Annotated in this window: 13 protein-coding genes and 3 pseudogenes; 5 read left to right on the top strand and 11 right to left on the bottom strand. The window is 60.1% G+C overall.

All coding sequences use genetic code 11. The features are described 5' to 3' along the window. Positions 1 to 5: 5 nt before the first annotated feature. From NG696_RS05820 to NG696_RS05785, 8 genes are all read right to left on the bottom strand, one after another. Positions 6 to 1,103: a polysaccharide biosynthesis C-terminal domain-containing protein gene (locus NG696_RS05820; protein ID WP_252574684.1), complete on the bottom strand. Its 1,098-nt coding sequence runs from the start codon at positions 1,101 to 1,103 to the stop codon at positions 6 to 8. Continuing rightward, the gene (locus tag NG696_RS05815; protein ID WP_252574681.1) at positions 1,100 to 2,158 is read right to left on the bottom strand and encodes an SDR family NAD(P)-dependent oxidoreductase; all 1,059 of its coding nucleotides are present in this window, start codon (positions 2,156 to 2,158) and stop codon (positions 1,100 to 1,102) included. The genes NG696_RS05820 and NG696_RS05815 overlap by 4 nt, the downstream gene beginning before the upstream one ends. After that, a complete protein-coding gene (locus NG696_RS05810) occupies positions 2,155 to 3,399 on the bottom strand; it encodes a glycosyltransferase family 4 protein (protein ID WP_252574678.1) in 1,245 nt (414 codons plus the stop codon). The genes NG696_RS05815 and NG696_RS05810 overlap by 4 nt, the downstream gene beginning before the upstream one ends. After that, entirely contained in the window at positions 3,396 to 4,352 is a 957-nt protein-coding gene (locus tag NG696_RS05805; protein ID WP_252574664.1) for an NAD-dependent epimerase/dehydratase family protein, read from the bottom strand. The genes NG696_RS05810 and NG696_RS05805 overlap by 4 nt, the downstream gene beginning before the upstream one ends. Continuing rightward, complete coding sequence (locus tag NG696_RS05800; protein WP_252574662.1) at positions 4,349 to 5,356, bottom strand: MraY family glycosyltransferase; 1,008 nt, start codon at positions 5,354 to 5,356, stop codon at positions 4,349 to 4,351. Before NG696_RS05800 ends, NG696_RS05805 begins: the two co-directional genes overlap by 4 nt. Next, a complete protein-coding gene (locus NG696_RS05795; RefSeq protein ID WP_252574659.1) occupies positions 5,353 to 7,140 on the bottom strand; it encodes a polysaccharide biosynthesis protein in 1,788 nt (595 codons plus the stop codon). The genes NG696_RS05800 and NG696_RS05795 overlap by 4 nt, the downstream gene beginning before the upstream one ends. Positions 7,141 to 7,212: 72 nt before the next feature. Further along, positions 7,213 to 8,607 (bottom strand): tyrosine-protein kinase domain-containing protein, encoded by a 1,395-nt coding sequence (locus tag NG696_RS05790; RefSeq protein WP_252574656.1) that lies wholly within the window; start codon positions 8,605 to 8,607, stop codon positions 7,213 to 7,215. Positions 8,608 to 9,646: 1,039 nt separating this feature from the next. Then, a complete protein-coding gene (locus tag NG696_RS05785) occupies positions 9,647 to 10,408 on the bottom strand; it encodes an SGNH/GDSL hydrolase family protein (protein ID WP_252574751.1) in 762 nt (253 codons plus the stop codon). Between the two features lie 163 nt (positions 10,409 to 10,571). On the opposite strand from NG696_RS05785, the gene NG696_RS05780 reads away from it, so the two are divergent. The 3 genes and pseudogenes from NG696_RS05780 to NG696_RS05770 form a co-directional block, all read left to right on the top strand. Continuing rightward, on the top strand, positions 10,572 to 10,754 hold the full coding sequence (locus tag NG696_RS05780) for a 2-oxo acid dehydrogenase subunit E2 (protein WP_374211180.1): 183 nt from the start codon (positions 10,572 to 10,574) through the stop codon (positions 10,752 to 10,754). Between the two features lie 520 nt (positions 10,755 to 11,274). Then, positions 11,275 to 11,526, top strand: coding sequence for a DapH/DapD/GlmU-related protein (locus tag NG696_RS05775; protein ID WP_252574653.1), 252 nt, complete (start codon positions 11,275 to 11,277; stop codon positions 11,524 to 11,526). A gap of 211 nt (positions 11,527 to 11,737) precedes the next feature. Continuing rightward, positions 11,738 to 12,321: pseudogene (locus NG696_RS05770) on the top strand (2-oxo acid dehydrogenase subunit E2); the annotation flags it as partial. Between the two features lie 322 nt (positions 12,322 to 12,643). Here NG696_RS05770 and NG696_RS05765 read toward each other — a convergent pair. The 3 genes and pseudogenes from NG696_RS05765 to NG696_RS05755 form a co-directional block, all read right to left on the bottom strand. Further along, positions 12,644 to 12,874 carry a biotin/lipoyl-containing protein gene (locus tag NG696_RS05765; protein WP_252574750.1) on the bottom strand — a complete coding sequence of 77 codons (231 nt, stop codon included), beginning with the start codon at positions 12,872 to 12,874 and terminating at the stop codon, positions 12,644 to 12,646. Continuing rightward, positions 12,872 to 13,480: pseudogene (locus NG696_RS05760) on the bottom strand (alpha-ketoacid dehydrogenase subunit beta); the annotation flags it as partial. The gene NG696_RS05765 and the pseudogene NG696_RS05760, both read right to left, overlap by 3 nt. Then, a pseudogene (locus tag NG696_RS05755) lies at positions 13,477 to 14,565 on the bottom strand (thiamine pyrophosphate-dependent enzyme). The pseudogenes NG696_RS05755 and NG696_RS05760, both read right to left, overlap by 4 nt. A gap of 235 nt (positions 14,566 to 14,800) precedes the next feature. Here NG696_RS05755 and NG696_RS05750 point away from each other — a divergent pair. Together NG696_RS05750 and NG696_RS05745 are read left to right on the top strand one after the other, a co-directional pair. Then, entirely contained in the window at positions 14,801 to 15,265 is a 465-nt protein-coding gene (locus tag NG696_RS05750; protein ID WP_252574651.1) for an Lrp/AsnC family transcriptional regulator, read from the top strand. A 438-nt stretch (positions 15,266 to 15,703) separates the two neighbouring features. Beyond that, on the top strand, positions 15,704 to 16,753 hold the full coding sequence (locus NG696_RS05745) for an LCP family protein (RefSeq protein WP_252574648.1): 1,050 nt from the start codon (positions 15,704 to 15,706) through the stop codon (positions 16,751 to 16,753). The last annotated feature ends 67 nt before the right edge of the window (positions 16,754 to 16,820 follow it).

The following is a 16,820-nucleotide window of genomic DNA, read 5'->3' as shown; positions in this document are numbered from 1 at the left end:
GCCACTTAAACTTCCTCTGCGAACGTATCGGGATTTTCCGGATCGAAAATGTCGTTCGTCCAAAACATGGTGTAAAGCTCGGAGTCGCCCGTGTTGGTGATGTTGTGTGTCCAGAGCGTCGGCATGTCGATGGCCACCGGCGTGGAACCGTCAACATTGAATCTGAGCACTTCGTCGGTGAATAGTCGCCGCATGGCTATCTGTGCCGTGCCGGCGAGAACCACGAACCGTTCCACTTTGCGTCGATGGAAGTGCTGGCCACGAGTAATTCCGGGAACCGTCGTCGAGAAGGACGTTTGTCCGTCTCCACCGTGGGAGCGGCAAACCTCAAAAAAGCTCCCCCGGGCATCAGCTCGACGGTCCAGCGCGAAGGGCAGATCGGGGTGTTCCTGCAGGCGGAACGAACGATAGGTATTGAACAAATCCCGGTCGAAGTAACTGCCGATATTCGGGACGTCACCGTTCCGGTAGGTCTCCGCGATGCCCTGCAGCTGGCCCAGGATTTCCGAGACCATCCGACTGGTCGTGAGAGATTCCATGTCGTCAACATCCACAATGCCGACGAGCACTTCAGCTGCGTTCTGCGCGTGCAGCAGAACCAATTCCTTGTCATCCTTTACCTCCGGCAACTGTCCTGCCTGGAGGACGTGGCAGAATGTGGCCACCACAGAGTTATAGAAAGGCCGCCCGTGCTCACCAAACAGGTTAGGCAGGAGCACATCAGTGAATTTGGCACCGGCCGATTCAGCTGCGACGCGCAGAACGTCCGATGCTTCCGACTTGGCCTCACCGTAAACCGAACCGTTACCGGCTTGGACGGAGTTGGCGTAGACCACCTCCTTCGGAGGCGACGCTACTGAGCCCAGTACCTCTGCCAGTTGTTTCGCGAACTTCAAGTTCCCGTCCCTGACTTCGGCGTCGGCCCCTCGGTTCACCCCGGCCAGGTGAAGCAAGCGGTCGCTTCCGTCAACGCTTGTTCTGGCCTGGTCAAGGTCAAATTTGTCCCCGAGGCCGATGGCTTCGCTGGAACCGCCCAGACTGTGCACCAAGGCTCTGGTGTGCAGACCGAGGAAACCCCCGGCCCCGGTCAGGGCAAGCTTCACAGGGCCGCACCGATCCGTTCGGTCTTGCCCGCCAAGGCGAGCTCCCGGCGGACTTCCGGAAGAGTCAGGAGAAGGTCTTCGATCTGGCCGACGTTCATCCGCTCCACGGTGTGGGAATCGTAGTCCGAGTAATTGGCCTGGTTGACGTCACCGGACTCGAAGAAGACGCTGTAGTTTAGATCACGATTGTCAGCCGGCACCTTGAAGTAATCGCCCATGTCCTGCGCCCGTGTCAGCTCCTCCCTGGTGGCCAAGGCTTCGGACAGCTTTTCGGCGTGCCGAGTGCCGATGACCCGGATCTTACCTTTGGACTCAAAGAGATTGGCCACTGCCTGAGCCAAGTCAGCGATGGTGGACGATGCCGCTTTCTTGACAAAGAGATCACCCTGGCGCGCATGCTCAAACGCGAACTGCACGAGGCTCACGGAGTCCGCGAGCGACATCAGGAAGCGGGTCATTCCGGGGTTGGTGACGGTCAGGGGTTTGCCGGCTTTGATTTGATTGATGAACAGTGGAATGACCGATCCGCGCGAATACATGACATTGCCATAGCGGACGCAGGAGACGATTGTCTCGGCATTTGGATTGTTCAGACCATGTGACTGGGCCACCTTTTCCATCATGGCCTTGCTCATGCCCATCGCATTGACTGGGTATACGGCTTTGTCAGTGCTCAGGCACACCAAAGATGAAATGCCGTTTTTCTCCGAAGCGCGCACCACGTTTTCACTGCCTGTGATGTTGGTTTTGACTGCCTCCATCGGAAAGAACTCGCAGGACGGGACTTGCTTAAGGGCTGCAGCATGGAAGACGTAGTCCACATTCTTCGTTGCTCGATCAACGCTGTCGAAATCCCGGATGTCGCCCACGTAGAACTTCAGGCGCGAGTCGGGAACTTCATGCCGCATGGCGTCCTGCTTCGCCTCGTCCCTGCTCAGGATCCGAATCTGCTCCACACCGGTCTCCAGTAACTTCTTGGCCACGGTGTGGCCAAAGGAACCGGTACCCCCGGTAATCAAAACCTTTTTGCCCTCATAGGACTGGTATGTCGTCATTTGCTTTTCCCGGCGGCTGCGGCCTCGAGCAGAATCTTTTCCAATGCGTCCATTCCTTGATCGAGTGACATTTTGTTCAAGTAGAAATCACGTCCATTTGCTGCCATTTGGCGTCGGGTCTCGGTGGTCGTCTGCGCGCCGGTGCGGAACATTTCGGCCATGGAATCAACGGATCCCGGCTTACAGGTCAGCCCGACCTGCTCACTGGAGCATATCTCAGCAACGTCACCGGCAACGTTCGACATCACCGCTGAACCGTTGAACAGGGAGGCCTGAAGCTTGGAGGGAATCGTTCCCCTGAAGATTTCGCGATCCTTCAGGGTGACAAGCTGGAAGTCCGCCCTGTCGTAGACGCCTTCCATATCGGCGGCGCTCACGGAACCACAAAAAGTAAGGTTCTTGACGTCGAGCTCAGTTGCCAGGGCTTCCAAGCGGTCCTTCGCCATACCCGAACCGTAGAATTCAAAACGCACGTTTTTCTCATCCTCGACAGCCTTGGCGGCGCGAATGACGGTTTCGAGGTCTTGGTGGTCGCCCAGGTTGCCAGCGTAGACAATCAGTACGCGGTCAGACTTTAACTGCCCGTCCACTCGTTGTTTTGCCCTGCCGGAGACCGCATCTTTTACGTTTTCGTTTGCCCAGTTAAATACCATCTTGACGCGCGACGACGGTACTCCCCGGTCAACGAGCATTCGCGCCATGGTGGGTGCTATCGCAATGGTCGCCGTCGCTTGCTTATAGAGAAAACGCAGCCAAGGCTTGAGGACACCCGCGATCACCCGAGAGGCACTGCCTCCGCCAACCATCGACGACCCTGTGACTGATTCAGGCCACAGATCCTGGACGTGCATGACGTAGGGCGCTCCCCCGAACGCCCTCATGATGGAGGGACCGAGTGCCGGTGTCATCTGCGTGGCGTATACGTAAACCACATCCACACCGCGCACCCGCCAGCTCGAAACCATTGCCGACAACGCGAAGGTCAGGTAGTTCACCAGCCGCCCGATTGGGTTCTCGGAGTGGCTGATCACCAGGGGTGTCCGGAGGACCTTTACGCGCCCGTCCCGTTCCGTACGGCCCAGCCCCTGAGTAAATCCGTCGTAGATCCGACCGTGAGGGTAGTTCGGGAAACCTGTAATCACAGTGACCTCGTGATCCCGCTCGGCCAGACCGCGCGCCACAGTCGCCGGAATATAGATCGGCTCCGGATCGTAGTATTGGCTGATTATAAGAATCTTCATCGTGCACCGTTCTTCATCCACCGCGATCCGAATCTGCGCACTCCGTCTTGAAAAGAGTGCGGGGCCGTCCAGTCGAAGCCATCGATGGTTGAGCTGGTAGTAACTTCCAGGGAATCGGAAAGCCTGGAAACCACGTCGGACTTCCCGCTGATCCGGCCCAGCGCGGACAGGAGCGCAACGGGAACGTTCAAGGTGCGCGGCTTTCTGCCGACCGCTGCGGCCAATTCGCGATACAGCTCGGGAGTGGACGGACTATGCACGTCGCCGGCCAGGACCAAACCCGAACTTAGTCCGTCTGCGGTGGAGCACGAGGCTAAGAGATCCGCAAGATTCCAAACAGAAATCATCGTTCGGTTGTTTCGAATGCCCCCGAGGGGCAAGGGGTAACCAGCCGACGCCATGCGCACGAGCCGCGCCATGTTTCCCCGAACGCCGGGCCCGTAAACCAACGGTGTCCGAACACAGATGACCGTCATGCCGGTTGATCCCGCCAATTCGGTCAGTGCCAGCTCCGCCTGCCACTTGGAGGCACCGTACGGGTCCAGTGGATTGGGCGCCGACGAGGCATCGAAGGGGTGGTTGGCCTGGGTTCGTTCGCCGTTGACTTTGATGCTGCTCATGTACACAAAACGCCGCACTCCAGCCGCCGCAGCGGCCATGGCAAGCTTCATGGTTCCGTCAACATTGGTTTTCCGGAATTCCGCCGCTGGATCGCTGGAATCGTCCTTCATCACATGAACGCGTGCAGCCAAGTGCACTACCGTGTGGACGCCTTCCAAAGCACTCGTCCAGTCCACCGGGCCCAAGAGATCGCCGTAGGCAAGTTCTTCAGTTTGATCAGGAGCGGTGTGCGGGCTGCGCACCGCCGCCACAACATGGTGCCCGTCCCTTAGCAGGTGCTCACAGAGGTGAGTGCCAACAAACCCGTTCGCTCCAGTGACCAATATCTTCATGCTGGGTCCCCTACCAATTCTCGTCCACTTCTACTAAGGATTCTGGGCAGGCACAAATAGACGGACGTGATCAGGACCATCAACACAACCGCTCCGGCCGACGCAATCCAGGTTTGCAGCAGTGCCAAAAACGAGACCAGCGCCGTGAGCGCGGAGAATCCTGCCACCAAAAGGGCAACTGCTACGTGATTACCGCCGCGTGATGTGAGTTGCTGGTACACATGGCTGCGGTGGGCTTCGAACCAGCGCTCACGGCGGCTGATCCTACGAATGAGAGTAAAGCCGGTATCAGCGAGGTAGACGACTGTCGGCCCAACCGCCAAGAGCGGGTTGAGTCCCGATGCCACTGCCAAGACAGCTATCCCGGCTATCCAGGCCCCGAGAAAGTAGCTGCCCACGTCACCGAGGAAGACCCTCCGACGTGAAAGATTCCAGGGGAGAAAGGCAAGAAAAACGCCCGCCGCAAGTAGCCCGAGTTGGATCATCCAAGGTCGGTCGGTAACCGCCCCAAGGATGGCATAGGAGATTCCAGCGACGCCACCGTGCAAGCCGGATATGCCGTTGATGCCATCCATGAAATTTGCCACGTTGATGTAGGCGGCGACTGCCACCGCACTAAGCGGAATCCAAATCCAGCCGGCTCCGGACGTCCAGACAACAAGACAACCGAAGGCTGCGCCAATGATGACCTGGAGCCCGGCGCGTTTGGTTACGCGTATTCCCCGCAAGTCCTCCACGAAGCCTAAGGCGGCAGCTGCGACTCCCAGCAACGTCATGGCAAGGATATTCACGTAGCCGTCGCCGATGACGGCAGCGAGCACGGCGGTAGTAACGCATGCCGCAATGGCGAGGGCCGCCCCCATGCCCCGGATGGTGGGAACTTCATGTGAAGAACGCTCGTTAGGCACGTCAACGACGCCGAGGCGGTTCAAGACTGGATAGATCCACCGTGGAAGAATGAGCGCCAAGAGTATGCCCGCAGTAATGATGAGGGTGGAAATCACGCCGGAGAACCCTTAACAGCAGGATCCGTGAAAACGGCATGGGACTCCGCCAAGTCTCGCGGGTGGAGTCCTGGAATGGAAGAATGCGAAATACTCGGGTGGAACGGCCGTTCGTCCGTCTCTCCAACGTCTATCAGCGCCTCGTGCAGTTTCTCGCCGTGCCTCAAGCCGGTGAAACTGATGTCGATTTGCTTACCTGACATGGCGATCATGCGCTCAGCGACATCCAGGATACGAATGGGCTGCCCCATATCCAGGATGAGCACTTCGCCTGGCCTGCCTATCGCGGCCGCCTGGACAACCAACTGACAGGCCTCCGGGATGGTCATGAAGAAGCGGGTAACGTCGGGGTCCGTGACGGTGACCGGGCCGCCAGCCTCGATCTGGGCCAAAAATGTGGGGAACATAGACCCTCTGCTGCCGATGACGTTGCCAAAACGCACCGAAAGGTAATCCAGTCCCGTGTCATGCGCCATCCACGCGGTGAGTTGCTCAGCAATCCTTTTTGACCGTCCCAGGAAGCTGGTGGGGTCGGCCGCTTTGTCTGTCGAGATGTTCACAAGCGTCCGTACTCCAGCGGCCCTACTGGCTTCAAGAACGTTCAGTGTTCCCAGTACGTTGGTCTTCCAGGCTTCCTCCGGGTACTGCTCAAGCATCGGCAGATGCTTGAGCGCGGCAGCGTGAAATACCACGTCCGGCTGCCGTTCAGCCAAGATGGCCGACAGCGCTTCCTGGTCGCGGATATCCGCGAGGATCACGTCATTTGTATCCAGGAGACCGTGACCGAACACGGACATCTGGGTACCATGCAGACCGGATTCGTCCCTGTCCAGCATAAGAACCTCAGCCGGGGAGAACCTCCACAACTGGCGGCACAATTCCGAGCCGATGGATCCTCCGGCGCCGGTCACGAGGATTCGCTTGCCAGTTACGTAGTGAGCTATGGAGTCCAATTCAGTATCAACCGGATGGCGGCCGATGATGTCGGCAATGGAGACGTCCCGCAAGTCCCCAAGTTGGGCATGCCCTTCGAGAACATCGGCGAGCAGCGGAAGGACCAGTAGACGAAGGCCAGCCGAGTCAGCGTCGTCCGAAACTCTGCGCAAGAGCGAAGCATCGGCTCGCGCAATTGCGAAAATCAATACTTCGGCTCCTGTTTGCCGGGCCGCCGCGGTCAACTGCGCTCCGCTGCCGAGAACAGGTACTCCCTCCACCCGGAACTGTTGGAGCCGTGGGTCGTCGTCGATGACGCCCACGGGGCGAAAAGGCGAGAACCGATCCCTGTTCATCTGCTGAATGACGTGCTGTCCAACGTGCCCCGCACCATAGATAAGCGCCGGTGCTGCCGTTTCATCGGGACGGTAAACCCGTTCCCGATGGGCCCTGTGGAACAACCGGACGCCTGCCATCAACACAAAAGCGACCAGGAGTCCAATGAACGGCACGCTGCGAGGGAAGTCCTCTGATGCCGGCACCAGGAGCCGACCAATTGTCAGGGTCACCCCAACGCTGGCGACCACCAGCATGAGACTGTATGCGTCCTGCCGGGAGCCGTAAGGGTGCCGGTACCGGTACACGCCAATTATCCACCCGAAAGTGGCCTGAAGAACCGCAGCCACGAGGATCGCGAAGGCGACAACAACGGGAGCGATCTGTGTTGGATCGAAGTCGAGCCGCATCAACGAGGCGACTGGAAGTGCAACTGCCCAGACGGCCGCGTCCATTAGGTATTCCCGCCACCGGAAAATCATCGGCGACTTCAGCCGCGTAGTAGTGCCGCTCATGCGGGCTGTCCCCCAATAGAAATTTGGTCTTTGATACATCGTTTAGCACCCAAGGTCATGAGAGCTTCCTCATCAGCCTTGGGAACTGAACGTAGCCTTCTTTGGCAATGACTTGCCGCGCTTGCCGGTCTCCGCAAATTCGGGCCGGTAGTCATAATAGGAGTGCGCGCTGGCTGACCTTTCCAGCCGGTTGACGACTACCCCAAGCAACCGGGCATTGACGGCCTCGAGATTCGCAACGGCCTGCGTGAGATCGGCACGGTTGGTCCGGCCATCGGCGCTGGCCACAAGGACAACACCACTCGCCATGGAACCGAGAACCGCCGGGTCGGTGACCGGCAGGAGCGGGGGCGCGTCGATGATCACCACCTCGTATTCGGCTTCGAAGCGGGCAATGAGCTTTTCCATGGTTGGTGATCCGAGGAGTTCGCTGGGGTTAGGCGCCGAGCGTCCGGAGGCCAGGACGTGAAGTGCTCCGCCACGGCCCCACGTCTGGATTGCGTCTTCCAGCTCCACCGAATGTGAAAGGACTCCAGACAGGCCCACCGACCCTTCAACGCCAAGGTATTTGGCAACGCGCGGACGCCTAAGGTCCGCGTCGACAAGCAGGACCCGAGTCCCGCTTTCGGCAAGCATTATGGCCAGGTTGACCGCCGTCGAGGTCTTTCCCTCGCCAGGGATTGACGACGAGACAACAACAGTCTGCGCTCCTCCGGAGATATTCGTAAAGTGTAGATGTGTTCGCAGTTGACGGAAGCTTTCAGCCCTGTGGCTGAATTGATCGCCTTGAGTAACCAAGGGTTCTTTTTCAACGCTTGAGTCAGTGGAAAACGTACCAAGAATGCCCGCTTTGACCGTGCGTTCGACGTCGGCTTGGCTTCGGATCCGGGTATCAAGGACCTCTCTAAGGAGCGCAGAGGCGGCCCCTATCATGAGGCCAAGCAGCAATCCAAGGGCCAGGTTCAATGGGACTTTCGGCGATGAAGGGGCCATTGAGGGGGTCGCTTCCTGGAAAACGCTCAACCTTACAATGGTGACGTCTTCAACCTGACTGACCGCGCCGATGAGCTGCCTGGCGGAAGAATTTGCGATATCCGCAGCGAGCTGCGGATTCGTAGCAGTAGCCGTGATGTCTATCAGTACCGTCTGGGGAGGGGTAGTCGCCACGACCTTTCCAGCGAGGGCACCACCCTCCAAGTTGAGGTCTCCGGCCACGGCCTGAAGAACCCGAGGGCTCGTTGCGAGGCTCACGTACGATGTGACTCGCTTCTCGGCGAAGGAGTTTCCTTGGATAACGTCCGTGGACGTCGCACCGCCTTTGACCGACACGAACAGCTGGCTCTTCGCCTCATACTGTGGAGTCTGAATGTAGGTGTACCCGGCCGCCAAGGCCAGCCCAATCAATGCGGCGGCAACGATGGAGATCCATCGTTGCCGGACGACACGCAAGTAGTCTTTCAACTCCATAAGTTCCCCCGGCATTTTTCCGCCACCGAAGCAGCTCCATGGCAATACGAATCCTTGAGGCGCTAGGCACGCCGCTTCTGATTAAAACACGCCGCCTATGCAAACTTTCATTCGAGGACGGATCGCGGCGGTAGTGTAGGACACATTCACCCAGACAGTGCGAACGCGAGGCCTTGAGTGCTGGGCTGCGCCGTCGAGGCTCCGCCAAGCGATTTGGCCAGGATTCTGGACGCCCGTGGTAAAAATTAGGTATGGGTAGACACTGGCGAAGGCTTCGCTGGTGGCAGGGTTTCAGCATCGTGCCACCGAGAGAGGCAGTGCCATACATCTTTCTCGCCGGGCTGGCAATTGTGGCAACTGGCATGTCCACGCTATCGCTGTTGCGCTGATACGCGCACGTTCTTCTCCGCCGAGAGGCCTGCCCCGACACTTTGGGAATACCATGACTCTCCCCATTACAGCCGAATAGCCAAGCCCCCGGCCAGTCTGAAGATAGTCAAGGAGCGGACGAGCCATAGGGGACGCACAGAACTGCTCGTCATGGGTGTATTTGCTCTCGTGGCCGCCGTAGTTTATGGCAGTTACATCGTAAACTTGGCACACACTTTAACTCCCGGACGGAGAAGATCCAGGACGCGTTCCCGGAAGAGTCCCCACGGGCTCAGAAGACCGACGCCGGGAGCGGGCCCGCCGTAGTGAACGTTTGCTGACGGGCAGTGATAACCCCTGGCATGAAGCGGTCGATGCCGGGTCGAGGCTTCGTCTGGCAACCGGGCGGACACGATAATGCTGCCTGCGGACCGGCGGACCGGGAAACGTCTATCCCATTTCCATGATGGGTGGTCTTTGGCTGACCATCAGTGTCGGAATGTCAAGCGACGGCCAGTCAATAGTCCTGACCGATCCGGACGCAAGAAGGGGCATTTCCGCCGCTTTCACGGCTGAAAAACTCGGCGAGTACATTGCAACAACTTTCAAAGGGAAACTGACCCCCCGGCGTCGAGCATTCTGCCTTGGACGAGCCCGCGGAGAATGCGGCTCATTGAGTCAGGCCCGTCCACGACTCCAGGAACTTTTCAGCGATGTAGCGGTGCCCTGCGGTATTCACGTGCGAGCCGTCGAAGTTGAATCGCTGGCTGTTGGCCGCTGTGAACCAGCCAGACTCGCTGGCGTCAATGAAGGGTGCTTTGGCTGCCGCGGCACCGGCGCGGACGGCGGTGTTCGTGTCTCGAAGTTCCTCCGCGAATGGCTGTGGGGCTGAGGGCCCGAGAACAACCACCTGGACGCCTGGCCAGAACTTGCGGGCCGACTCGATGGTGGCGGCTGTCGCGGATTGGATTTCATCGGGGTTACCGATCAAAGAGTCGTTCTGACCTCCCTGCAAAATAAGGACGTTGGGGATAAAGGTCGGGTCGTCCGCGATTTTCTGCAACCGGACACCGTATTCAAGGGCGAGATCATCCTGCGCACCGCCGCCCCACGCAAAGCCAGTTCCGGGCACGCCTTCTATGTTGGTGGGGAACCCGAGAGAGCCTGCAACGACATACGCCCACCCCTGCTCTGGCTCATCTGCGCCTACGCCGGCAGTATATGAATCGCCCAGAATCAGAACAACGGGCTCGGCGGGAAGCTGAATCCTTGGCTGTTGAACAGCGGCAGCAGTCTGAGTGGGTGTTGGCGCTGCTGTTGCAGTCTGAGTCACCGCGGGCTGCGCTGCCGTCGCAGTATTTGCGGCTTCTGTTGGGCCGCGTTGTTTCGCCAGTGCAAGCCCGGCCAACCCGAACGCCACGACGGCCAGCATCAAGAGGGCACCGTATTTTATCCACTGCCGCTTGTTCGCACTGAGGCCCTCACCGTTACTCATCATTAGGCAAATCATACCGGCCGGCGTCAGGCAGCGACATTGCGCTGCCTCGTACTGCGACCGGTCAGAGAAGGGCTCGTGCCGCAGCTACTCGCGGGCAGTGACAGCACCCGAGGGTGCTGTCGCTGCGAAGCCGGTGGACCGGCAGCTGACTGACCGCAAGGTCACCGAGCTGACGCTCACCTTCGACCACCGCGTGTGCGACGGCGGCACGGCTGCGGGCTTCCTCCGGTTTGTGGCGGATGGCATGGAGAACCCGGGGTCGGTAGTGGCGGAGCTGTAATAATTTGGTTCAGGGAACTTGGCCGATCCTATCCGCCCGTAGAATCGGGGTAATTACTTAGCTTGGGGGACTGCTTGAACCGCCCTATGTACTTGCTATTGGCTTTGGGAGTCGCCACTGCCGTCCCGTTTATCCGGCAGGGCGTGGCGCAAGGCCAGCCTTCGTTCCTGCTGGGCGGTTTTGTTTATATAGCAACGATTAGTGCCTGGTCGTCCTATGCATGGAAGGCCGATCCTAAGAACGAAGGCCGGGCGGCACGGACATGAGTCTCTGGCTGACTAACCTAGTGTCCCTGATATCCCCGCAAACCAGATGCTTCGGTGTACGGCGGGCGGCGTACCGTGCTGCCGGAGTGGATGTGGCACCCACGGCAAAGATCAACGGCACCGCACGCATCCACTTCCCGAACGTGTCAATAGGCGAGGGCACTTGGCTTGGTGCCGGGGCTCAGGTAATTTCCACTGCTGAGTCAGCTGCGCGGGTCGGTGCGCGTTGTGACATTGGCACCGAGGTCATGTTCGTGACTGGAACCCATGCGTTGGGGACCTCCGAACGCCGCGCCGGGGCGGGACGTTCGGAGGATATTACCATCGGTGACGGCACATGGGTTGGCGCACGTGCGACGTTCCTGGCTGGCGCCATCGTCGGCGCCGGCTGCATGGTCGCTGCCGGCTCACTGGTACGCGGAGAGTTTCCTGACAATGTCCTGATCGCCGGGACTCCCGCAACCATCATCCGCACTTTCACCACACGAGAGAGCCCAACGCACTAAGCGGCGGCAGCAATCTATCCAGCGTTACCAGTTCCAGCACTCTTGACCCATAACGGACACCCGGGGCAGCTCGTGGACAGGGTCAGGTGAGAGCGGGCTGATCCGGCGGCGTGATGTCGAAGCGGCTACCGGCAGCCCGGCTGCGTCAACGGGATCTGCCAATGTGGTTTGGAGTGTCTCAACCGATGAGGTTTCGGCTGGCTCCACCGAAATTGACGCCCGCAGCGGCTTGGGCATTTCCTCGCGGACGCCCATCAAGGGAGTCCGCAAAGCCGTTGCGGTCAACATGGCCCGCAGCCGCTCCGAGATCCCGGAAGCGACTGTCTGGGTGGATGTGGATGCCACCGGGCTGGTTGAACTGCGGGCAGGGCTCAAGATGTCTGATCCGCGGGAAACTCCGGGCCTGCTGGCTTTCATCGCCCGTTCGTCACAGCTGGGCTAAAACGATTTCCCGAGCTGAACACCCGCCTCGAAACTATCACGTAAGGCGCCCAGGAAATTGTTGCGTTCGCAGGAGTCAACCTTGGCTTCGCGGCACAGACGGACCGCGGCCTGATGGTTCCCTCCATCGGCAACGCGGACAGACTCAGCGCCCGGGAACTGGATGCGGAGATCCGCCGGCTCACCGCCGTCGTCCGCGAAGGTAAGGCGACGCCGCAGGAACTGGGCAGCGGCACCTTCACGCTGAACAACTATGGTGTGTTTGGGGTGGACGGCTCCGCGGCCATCATCAATCATCCCGAGGTGGCCATTCTCGGCGTCGGCCGGATTATTGACAAGCCGTGGGTCTTGGACCGCTCCGAGGTCAACGCCATGCTCCCGGGCCATCCGCCGGACAAGCGGTAATATGACTGCGCCAACTTCCCCGGGACGCGCGTGCGGAGCAGCAGCAGATCGTCGGCCGCCTTCTGCGCGTCAGGCTCCGGCGCGGTGCACTGTCCTTGTCGTAGCTCAACGAAGCCACCCTCCGGGGAGCCCTGGTCCGTTTCATTCCCCCACTGCCGCCGGGCGTCCCGTACCCGATCAGCACATTCCCCGAGCCGGCTTTCTCTTCTTCCCGGTAAGTATCGGCGGCCTCTTCAGCGGGAGTAACCGGCGGAGCCCCCACCGGCGCCACCTAGATGAGCGGCTTGCCCACCTCCAGCGTCTGCCCGGGTTCGCCATGGAGCACCGTGACAGTCCCGGCATAGGGTGACGGCACTTCCACCATGGACTTGGCCGTCTCCACCTCCGCGATGGGCTGGTCAACGCGGATCTCATCGCCCACGGACACCAGCCAGTTGACCAGTTCGGCTTCCGTGAGGCCCTCGCCCAGATCGGGCAGCCGGAATACTTGCGTTTCGGTCATGATCGGATCCTCAGAATCGATCGCCTCCCGCAGCCTGCGGTAAGCGTCGGCAACAGTGGCGGGGGTGAACACCTTCAGCCCGGCAGTGTGCGCGTAGTAGGACTTGGAGGAGTCGCAGTGGTGTTCCACTCCCCCGATGCCGCCGGCGTAGGGAACGCGGATGACCATGGGGAGCTTCACGGCACCCTTGGTGCGGTTGTGCATTTTGGCCACGTGGCTGACGATCTGCTCGAACGCCGGGTACGCAAAGGCGTCGAACTGCATCTCGATCACGGGCCGCATGCCGTTCATGGCCATGCCCACCGCCATGCCCACGATGCCCGACTCTGCCAGCGGGGTGTCAAAGCATCTTTGCTCGCCGAAGGCCTTGGTCAGTCCGTCAGTGATCCGGAAGACGTCGCCCAGGAGGCCCACATCCTCACCGAAGACCAGGACGGACGAGTCGGCCTGCATCGCATCAGCCAAGGCCGTGTTCAGGGCTTTGGCCATGATGACGGACTGCGGGCCGGATGCCTCAGCAGTGGCCGCGGCGGAAGCAGCCGCCCGGGCGGTTGCTGCACTGACGTTGCCGTTCGCTTCGGAGGACGTTGTCACGGTGGGACTCATTGTGCGGGCTCCTTGGGTGACGCTTCGCGGGACAGTTCATCCGCGAGCATGGCGGACTGCTCCTTCAGCTGGGGTGTGGGTACGGTGAACACGTGCCGGAAGAGGTCCTGCGGGTCCACGGGAACGTCCTCGCTGAGGCCCTCCCGTAGCTGGGTGGCAACCGCTTCCGCCTTCGCGGCGATCCGTGCGGCGCCGTCGTCGTCCAGCAGTCCCCGGTCCGCAAGGTAGGTCTTCATCCGGATGACCGGATCCTTGGCCAGCCACTCGGCCACCTCGCTGCCCGGCCGGTATCGCGTGCCGTCATCGGCTTTGGTGTGCGCCTGCATCCGGTAGGTGTTCGCTTCCACCAGGAGAGGACCCGAGCCATCCCTGGCCAGCTTGACTGCGCGGTCCAGGACCGCGAGGAGAGCCACCACGTCGTTGCCGTCCACGCGTTCGCCGGCCATGCCGTAGCCACAGCCTTGTGGGCGAGCGACGGCGCCACGGGCTGCTGCGACAGCGGCACCGAGAAGGCGTACTTGTTGTTCTGGACGAAGAAGACCACGGGCAGGTGGAAGACAGCGGCAAATTTAAGGGCTTCGTGGAAGTCACCTACGCTGGTGGCGTCGTCACCGCACATTGCCAGAACCATGGTGTCCTCGCCGCGGAGCTTGGCCGCGTGGGCAACGCCCACGGCGTGCAGGAGCTGGGTGGTGAGCGGGGTGCACTGGATGCCCACTTTGTGCTCCGCGGGATCGTAGCCGCTGTGCCAGTCACCCCGGAAGAGTGTCATGGTCTCCACGAGTTAAGTCCGCGTGCCATCACCGCCACGGAGTCGCGGTAAGCGGGGAAGATCCAGTGGCTGGACGGGTAGACGGCCATCCGCCCCTGGCGGACGAGCGCCGAATTCTGGTCATTGACCCGGCGCCCGACGACGAGTGCTCGAAGGCGGCCAGGAGCTCGTCATCGGCGGGGAGCGGGTACTCGTAGCCGGGTTCGGTGCCCTGCTCGGTTTCTGCTTTGAGCTTTCCGTCCGGGCCCACCATCTCAATCTGGAGGTAGGCGGGAAGCATGTAGTCCTCTACGGTGATTCCGAACTTCCGCACAGCTTACGATGCGGCATTTTCGGCCGGCGGACGTTGGGCCTGGTCCGGCGCAGGGTGGTCCGCGGAAATCGACATTGGTCCGTCCTTCTGTAGCCACTAGTCGTTCCCAGTACGGTCCTTGGGGAAGTTTCGTATCCAGTACTCCACGGAATCGTGACAGATTCTGCCAGATAGGCCTCTTCTGAAAGGCGGACTGCAAGTGTGATGTGGGCCACGAGTGGGAGCGGTGGACGAATTGGCACGACTTGCAGGCGACAACACCGACGTGGCGCTGGACGACGTCGACCGCAGAATCATCGCCGAGCTCACCAGGGACGGAAGGATGTCCGTGACCCAGGTGTCGGAAAACGTCCATATCTCCCGGGCCCACGCCTACACCCGCATCGCCCGGCTGACGGGCGAAGGTGTGCTGACCAAGTTCACGGCACTGGTGGACCCCATCAAAGCCGGCCTCAAGTCCTCTGCCTACGTGACGCTCAATGTGAGCCAGCACTCCTGGCGTGAACTGCGCGAAGAACTTCGCGCCATCCCGAAGGTACACCACATCGCGCTGGTGGGAGGCGATTTTGATGTGATACTTCTGGTGCGGGCCGTCGACAACGCCGATCTGCGGAGGGTGATATTCGACCAGCTCCAGTCAATGCCGGGGGTCCTGGACACGCGGACTTTTCTGGTGTTAGAGGATGTTGACACGCGCTAAATTACTCCGAAGCACCGAATTCATCACTTAGACGCGTCCTCGGTTCCCAGCAGCTCCCCTTTTCACTCAGGTGTGCGGCCCGCACGCCCTAAGCGAGGGCATCAGCATGGCCTATTGGCGCATCGTTGTTAATGACCTCCTCCGGCATCGAACTGGGCCAACTTTTTCCGGCAGATTCGCAAGCGTTTTGGATGTGACGCAAAATGCTGCGCGTGCACTCCTTGGCGCCCTCTCGACTCTGGCCGTTGCCGCACTGAGGTATCGGCACCCCAGCCCCTACAGTGCTACAACGAATTGACTGACCTGCACCACGGCATGTGAATTGGAGGGAGGCGTGCCCACCGTGTTTACTGAAAAGCGGGCCACCGCGTCCGAGCCGGCTGCATTGGAGGCATCACCCCCGCCAACAGTCGTACGCCGCCAACAGCAAGGAAATTTATGACGTTGCCAGTCGAAACCGAACAGCGGGATGACGAAACCGGTGTGAAACGCAAGAAGCACACTGGCCGGACCGTGATCATTGTCATGGCTATCATCGTCCTCATCGCCGCCGTACTTTCGGGCAGCTACATCGCAAATCTTGCAGGTTCTTTCAACTCTAAAACTGAAAAGATCGAGAGTGCATTTCCCGAGGAGTCCACCCGACCGCAGAAGTCGGAAGTTACGAGCGGGCCACCGGCAAAGAATATTCTGCTCATGGGAAGTGACAGCCGCGGAGCAGCGCCCGATTCCCAAACGGCAGCGCCCTCCGATCAACGGTCCGACGTGTTGATGCTGGTCCACATTCCGTCGGACCGCAAGAATGTGTACTCCATATCCCTGATGCGCGATCTATGGGTCTCAATACCAGGGCACGGTGAAGCGAAAATCAACGCGGCCCTGGCCCTGGGAGGAGTTCCGTTGGTGGTTCAGACCGTGGAGTCAATACTTAGCCAGCGTATTGATCATGTCGCCTCGCTGGACTTTGAGGGGTTCAAGGGTCTGACTGAGGCGCTAGGGGGCGTGGAGGTTAACTCGAATGTTGCATTCAGCACTGGCCCATTCAGCTACGTCGCCGGAACAAATACCCTCAGCGGTGACAAGGCACTCGCGTTTGTCCGCGAACGCTACGCTTTCCCAGACGGCGACTACCAACGGGTCCGAAACCAGCAGGCATTCATCAAGGGTGTTCTTGCGAAGACCATCAATGCGGACACTCTTTCAAATCCGGTGACCGTCAGCAATCTTGTCAACGTGTTCTCGCCGTTCGTGGCGGTGGACAAGAGCCTTGACGCAGCCGCCCTTGGGAGCTTGGCCGTCGAACTCAAGGACGTCCGGCCCCAAAACATGACTATGTTTACTCTGCCCACCGGAGGCATCGGAACATCGGTCGACGGGCAGTCGATCGTATTTAGCGATAAAACCGCTGTCCAGGAGGTCTCAAAAGCCCTCACCGAGGACAAACTCTCCGATTACATCGCGGCGAAGAACCTGCAGAACGGAAATTAGCCAGAAGCCGGCCGTTCCTTGGATCTGATCGCCCAGAGCCTTAACGAAGGGCCCGCCGCTTTTCAGC

It is taken from the genome of Pseudarthrobacter cellobiosi (assembly GCF_023913755.1).
Taxonomy (GTDB): domain Bacteria; phylum Actinomycetota; class Actinomycetes; order Actinomycetales; family Micrococcaceae; genus Arthrobacter; species Arthrobacter cellobiosi.
This window is presented reverse-complemented; position numbering and strand designations above follow the sequence as displayed.

Coding starts and splice junctions, on each gene's coding strand:
- NG696_RS05790 (WP_252574656.1), bottom strand. CDS start 8,607: ATGGAGTTGAAAGACTACTTGCGTGTCGTCCGGCAACGATGGATCTCC.
- NG696_RS05810 (WP_252574678.1), bottom strand. CDS start 3,399: ATGAAGATTCTTATAATCAGCCAATACTACGATCCGGAGCCGATCTAT.
- NG696_RS05785 (WP_252574751.1), bottom strand. CDS start 10,408: ATGCTGGCCGTCGTGGCGTTCGGGTTGGCCGGGCTTGCACTGGCGAAA.
- NG696_RS05795 (WP_252574659.1), bottom strand. CDS start 7,140: ATGAGCGGCACTACTACGCGGCTGAAGTCGCCGATGATTTTCCGGTGG.
- NG696_RS05805 (WP_252574664.1), bottom strand. CDS start 4,352: ATGAAGATATTGGTCACTGGAGCGAACGGGTTTGTTGGCACTCACCTC.
- NG696_RS05745 (WP_252574648.1), top strand. CDS start 15,704: ATGACGTTGCCAGTCGAAACCGAACAGCGGGATGACGAAACCGGTGTG.
- NG696_RS05765 (WP_252574750.1), bottom strand. CDS start 12,874: ATGACCGAAACGCAAGTATTCCGGCTGCCCGATCTGGGCGAGGGCCTC.
- NG696_RS05815 (WP_252574681.1), bottom strand. CDS start 2,158: ATGACGACATACCAGTCCTATGAGGGCAAAAAGGTTTTGATTACCGGG.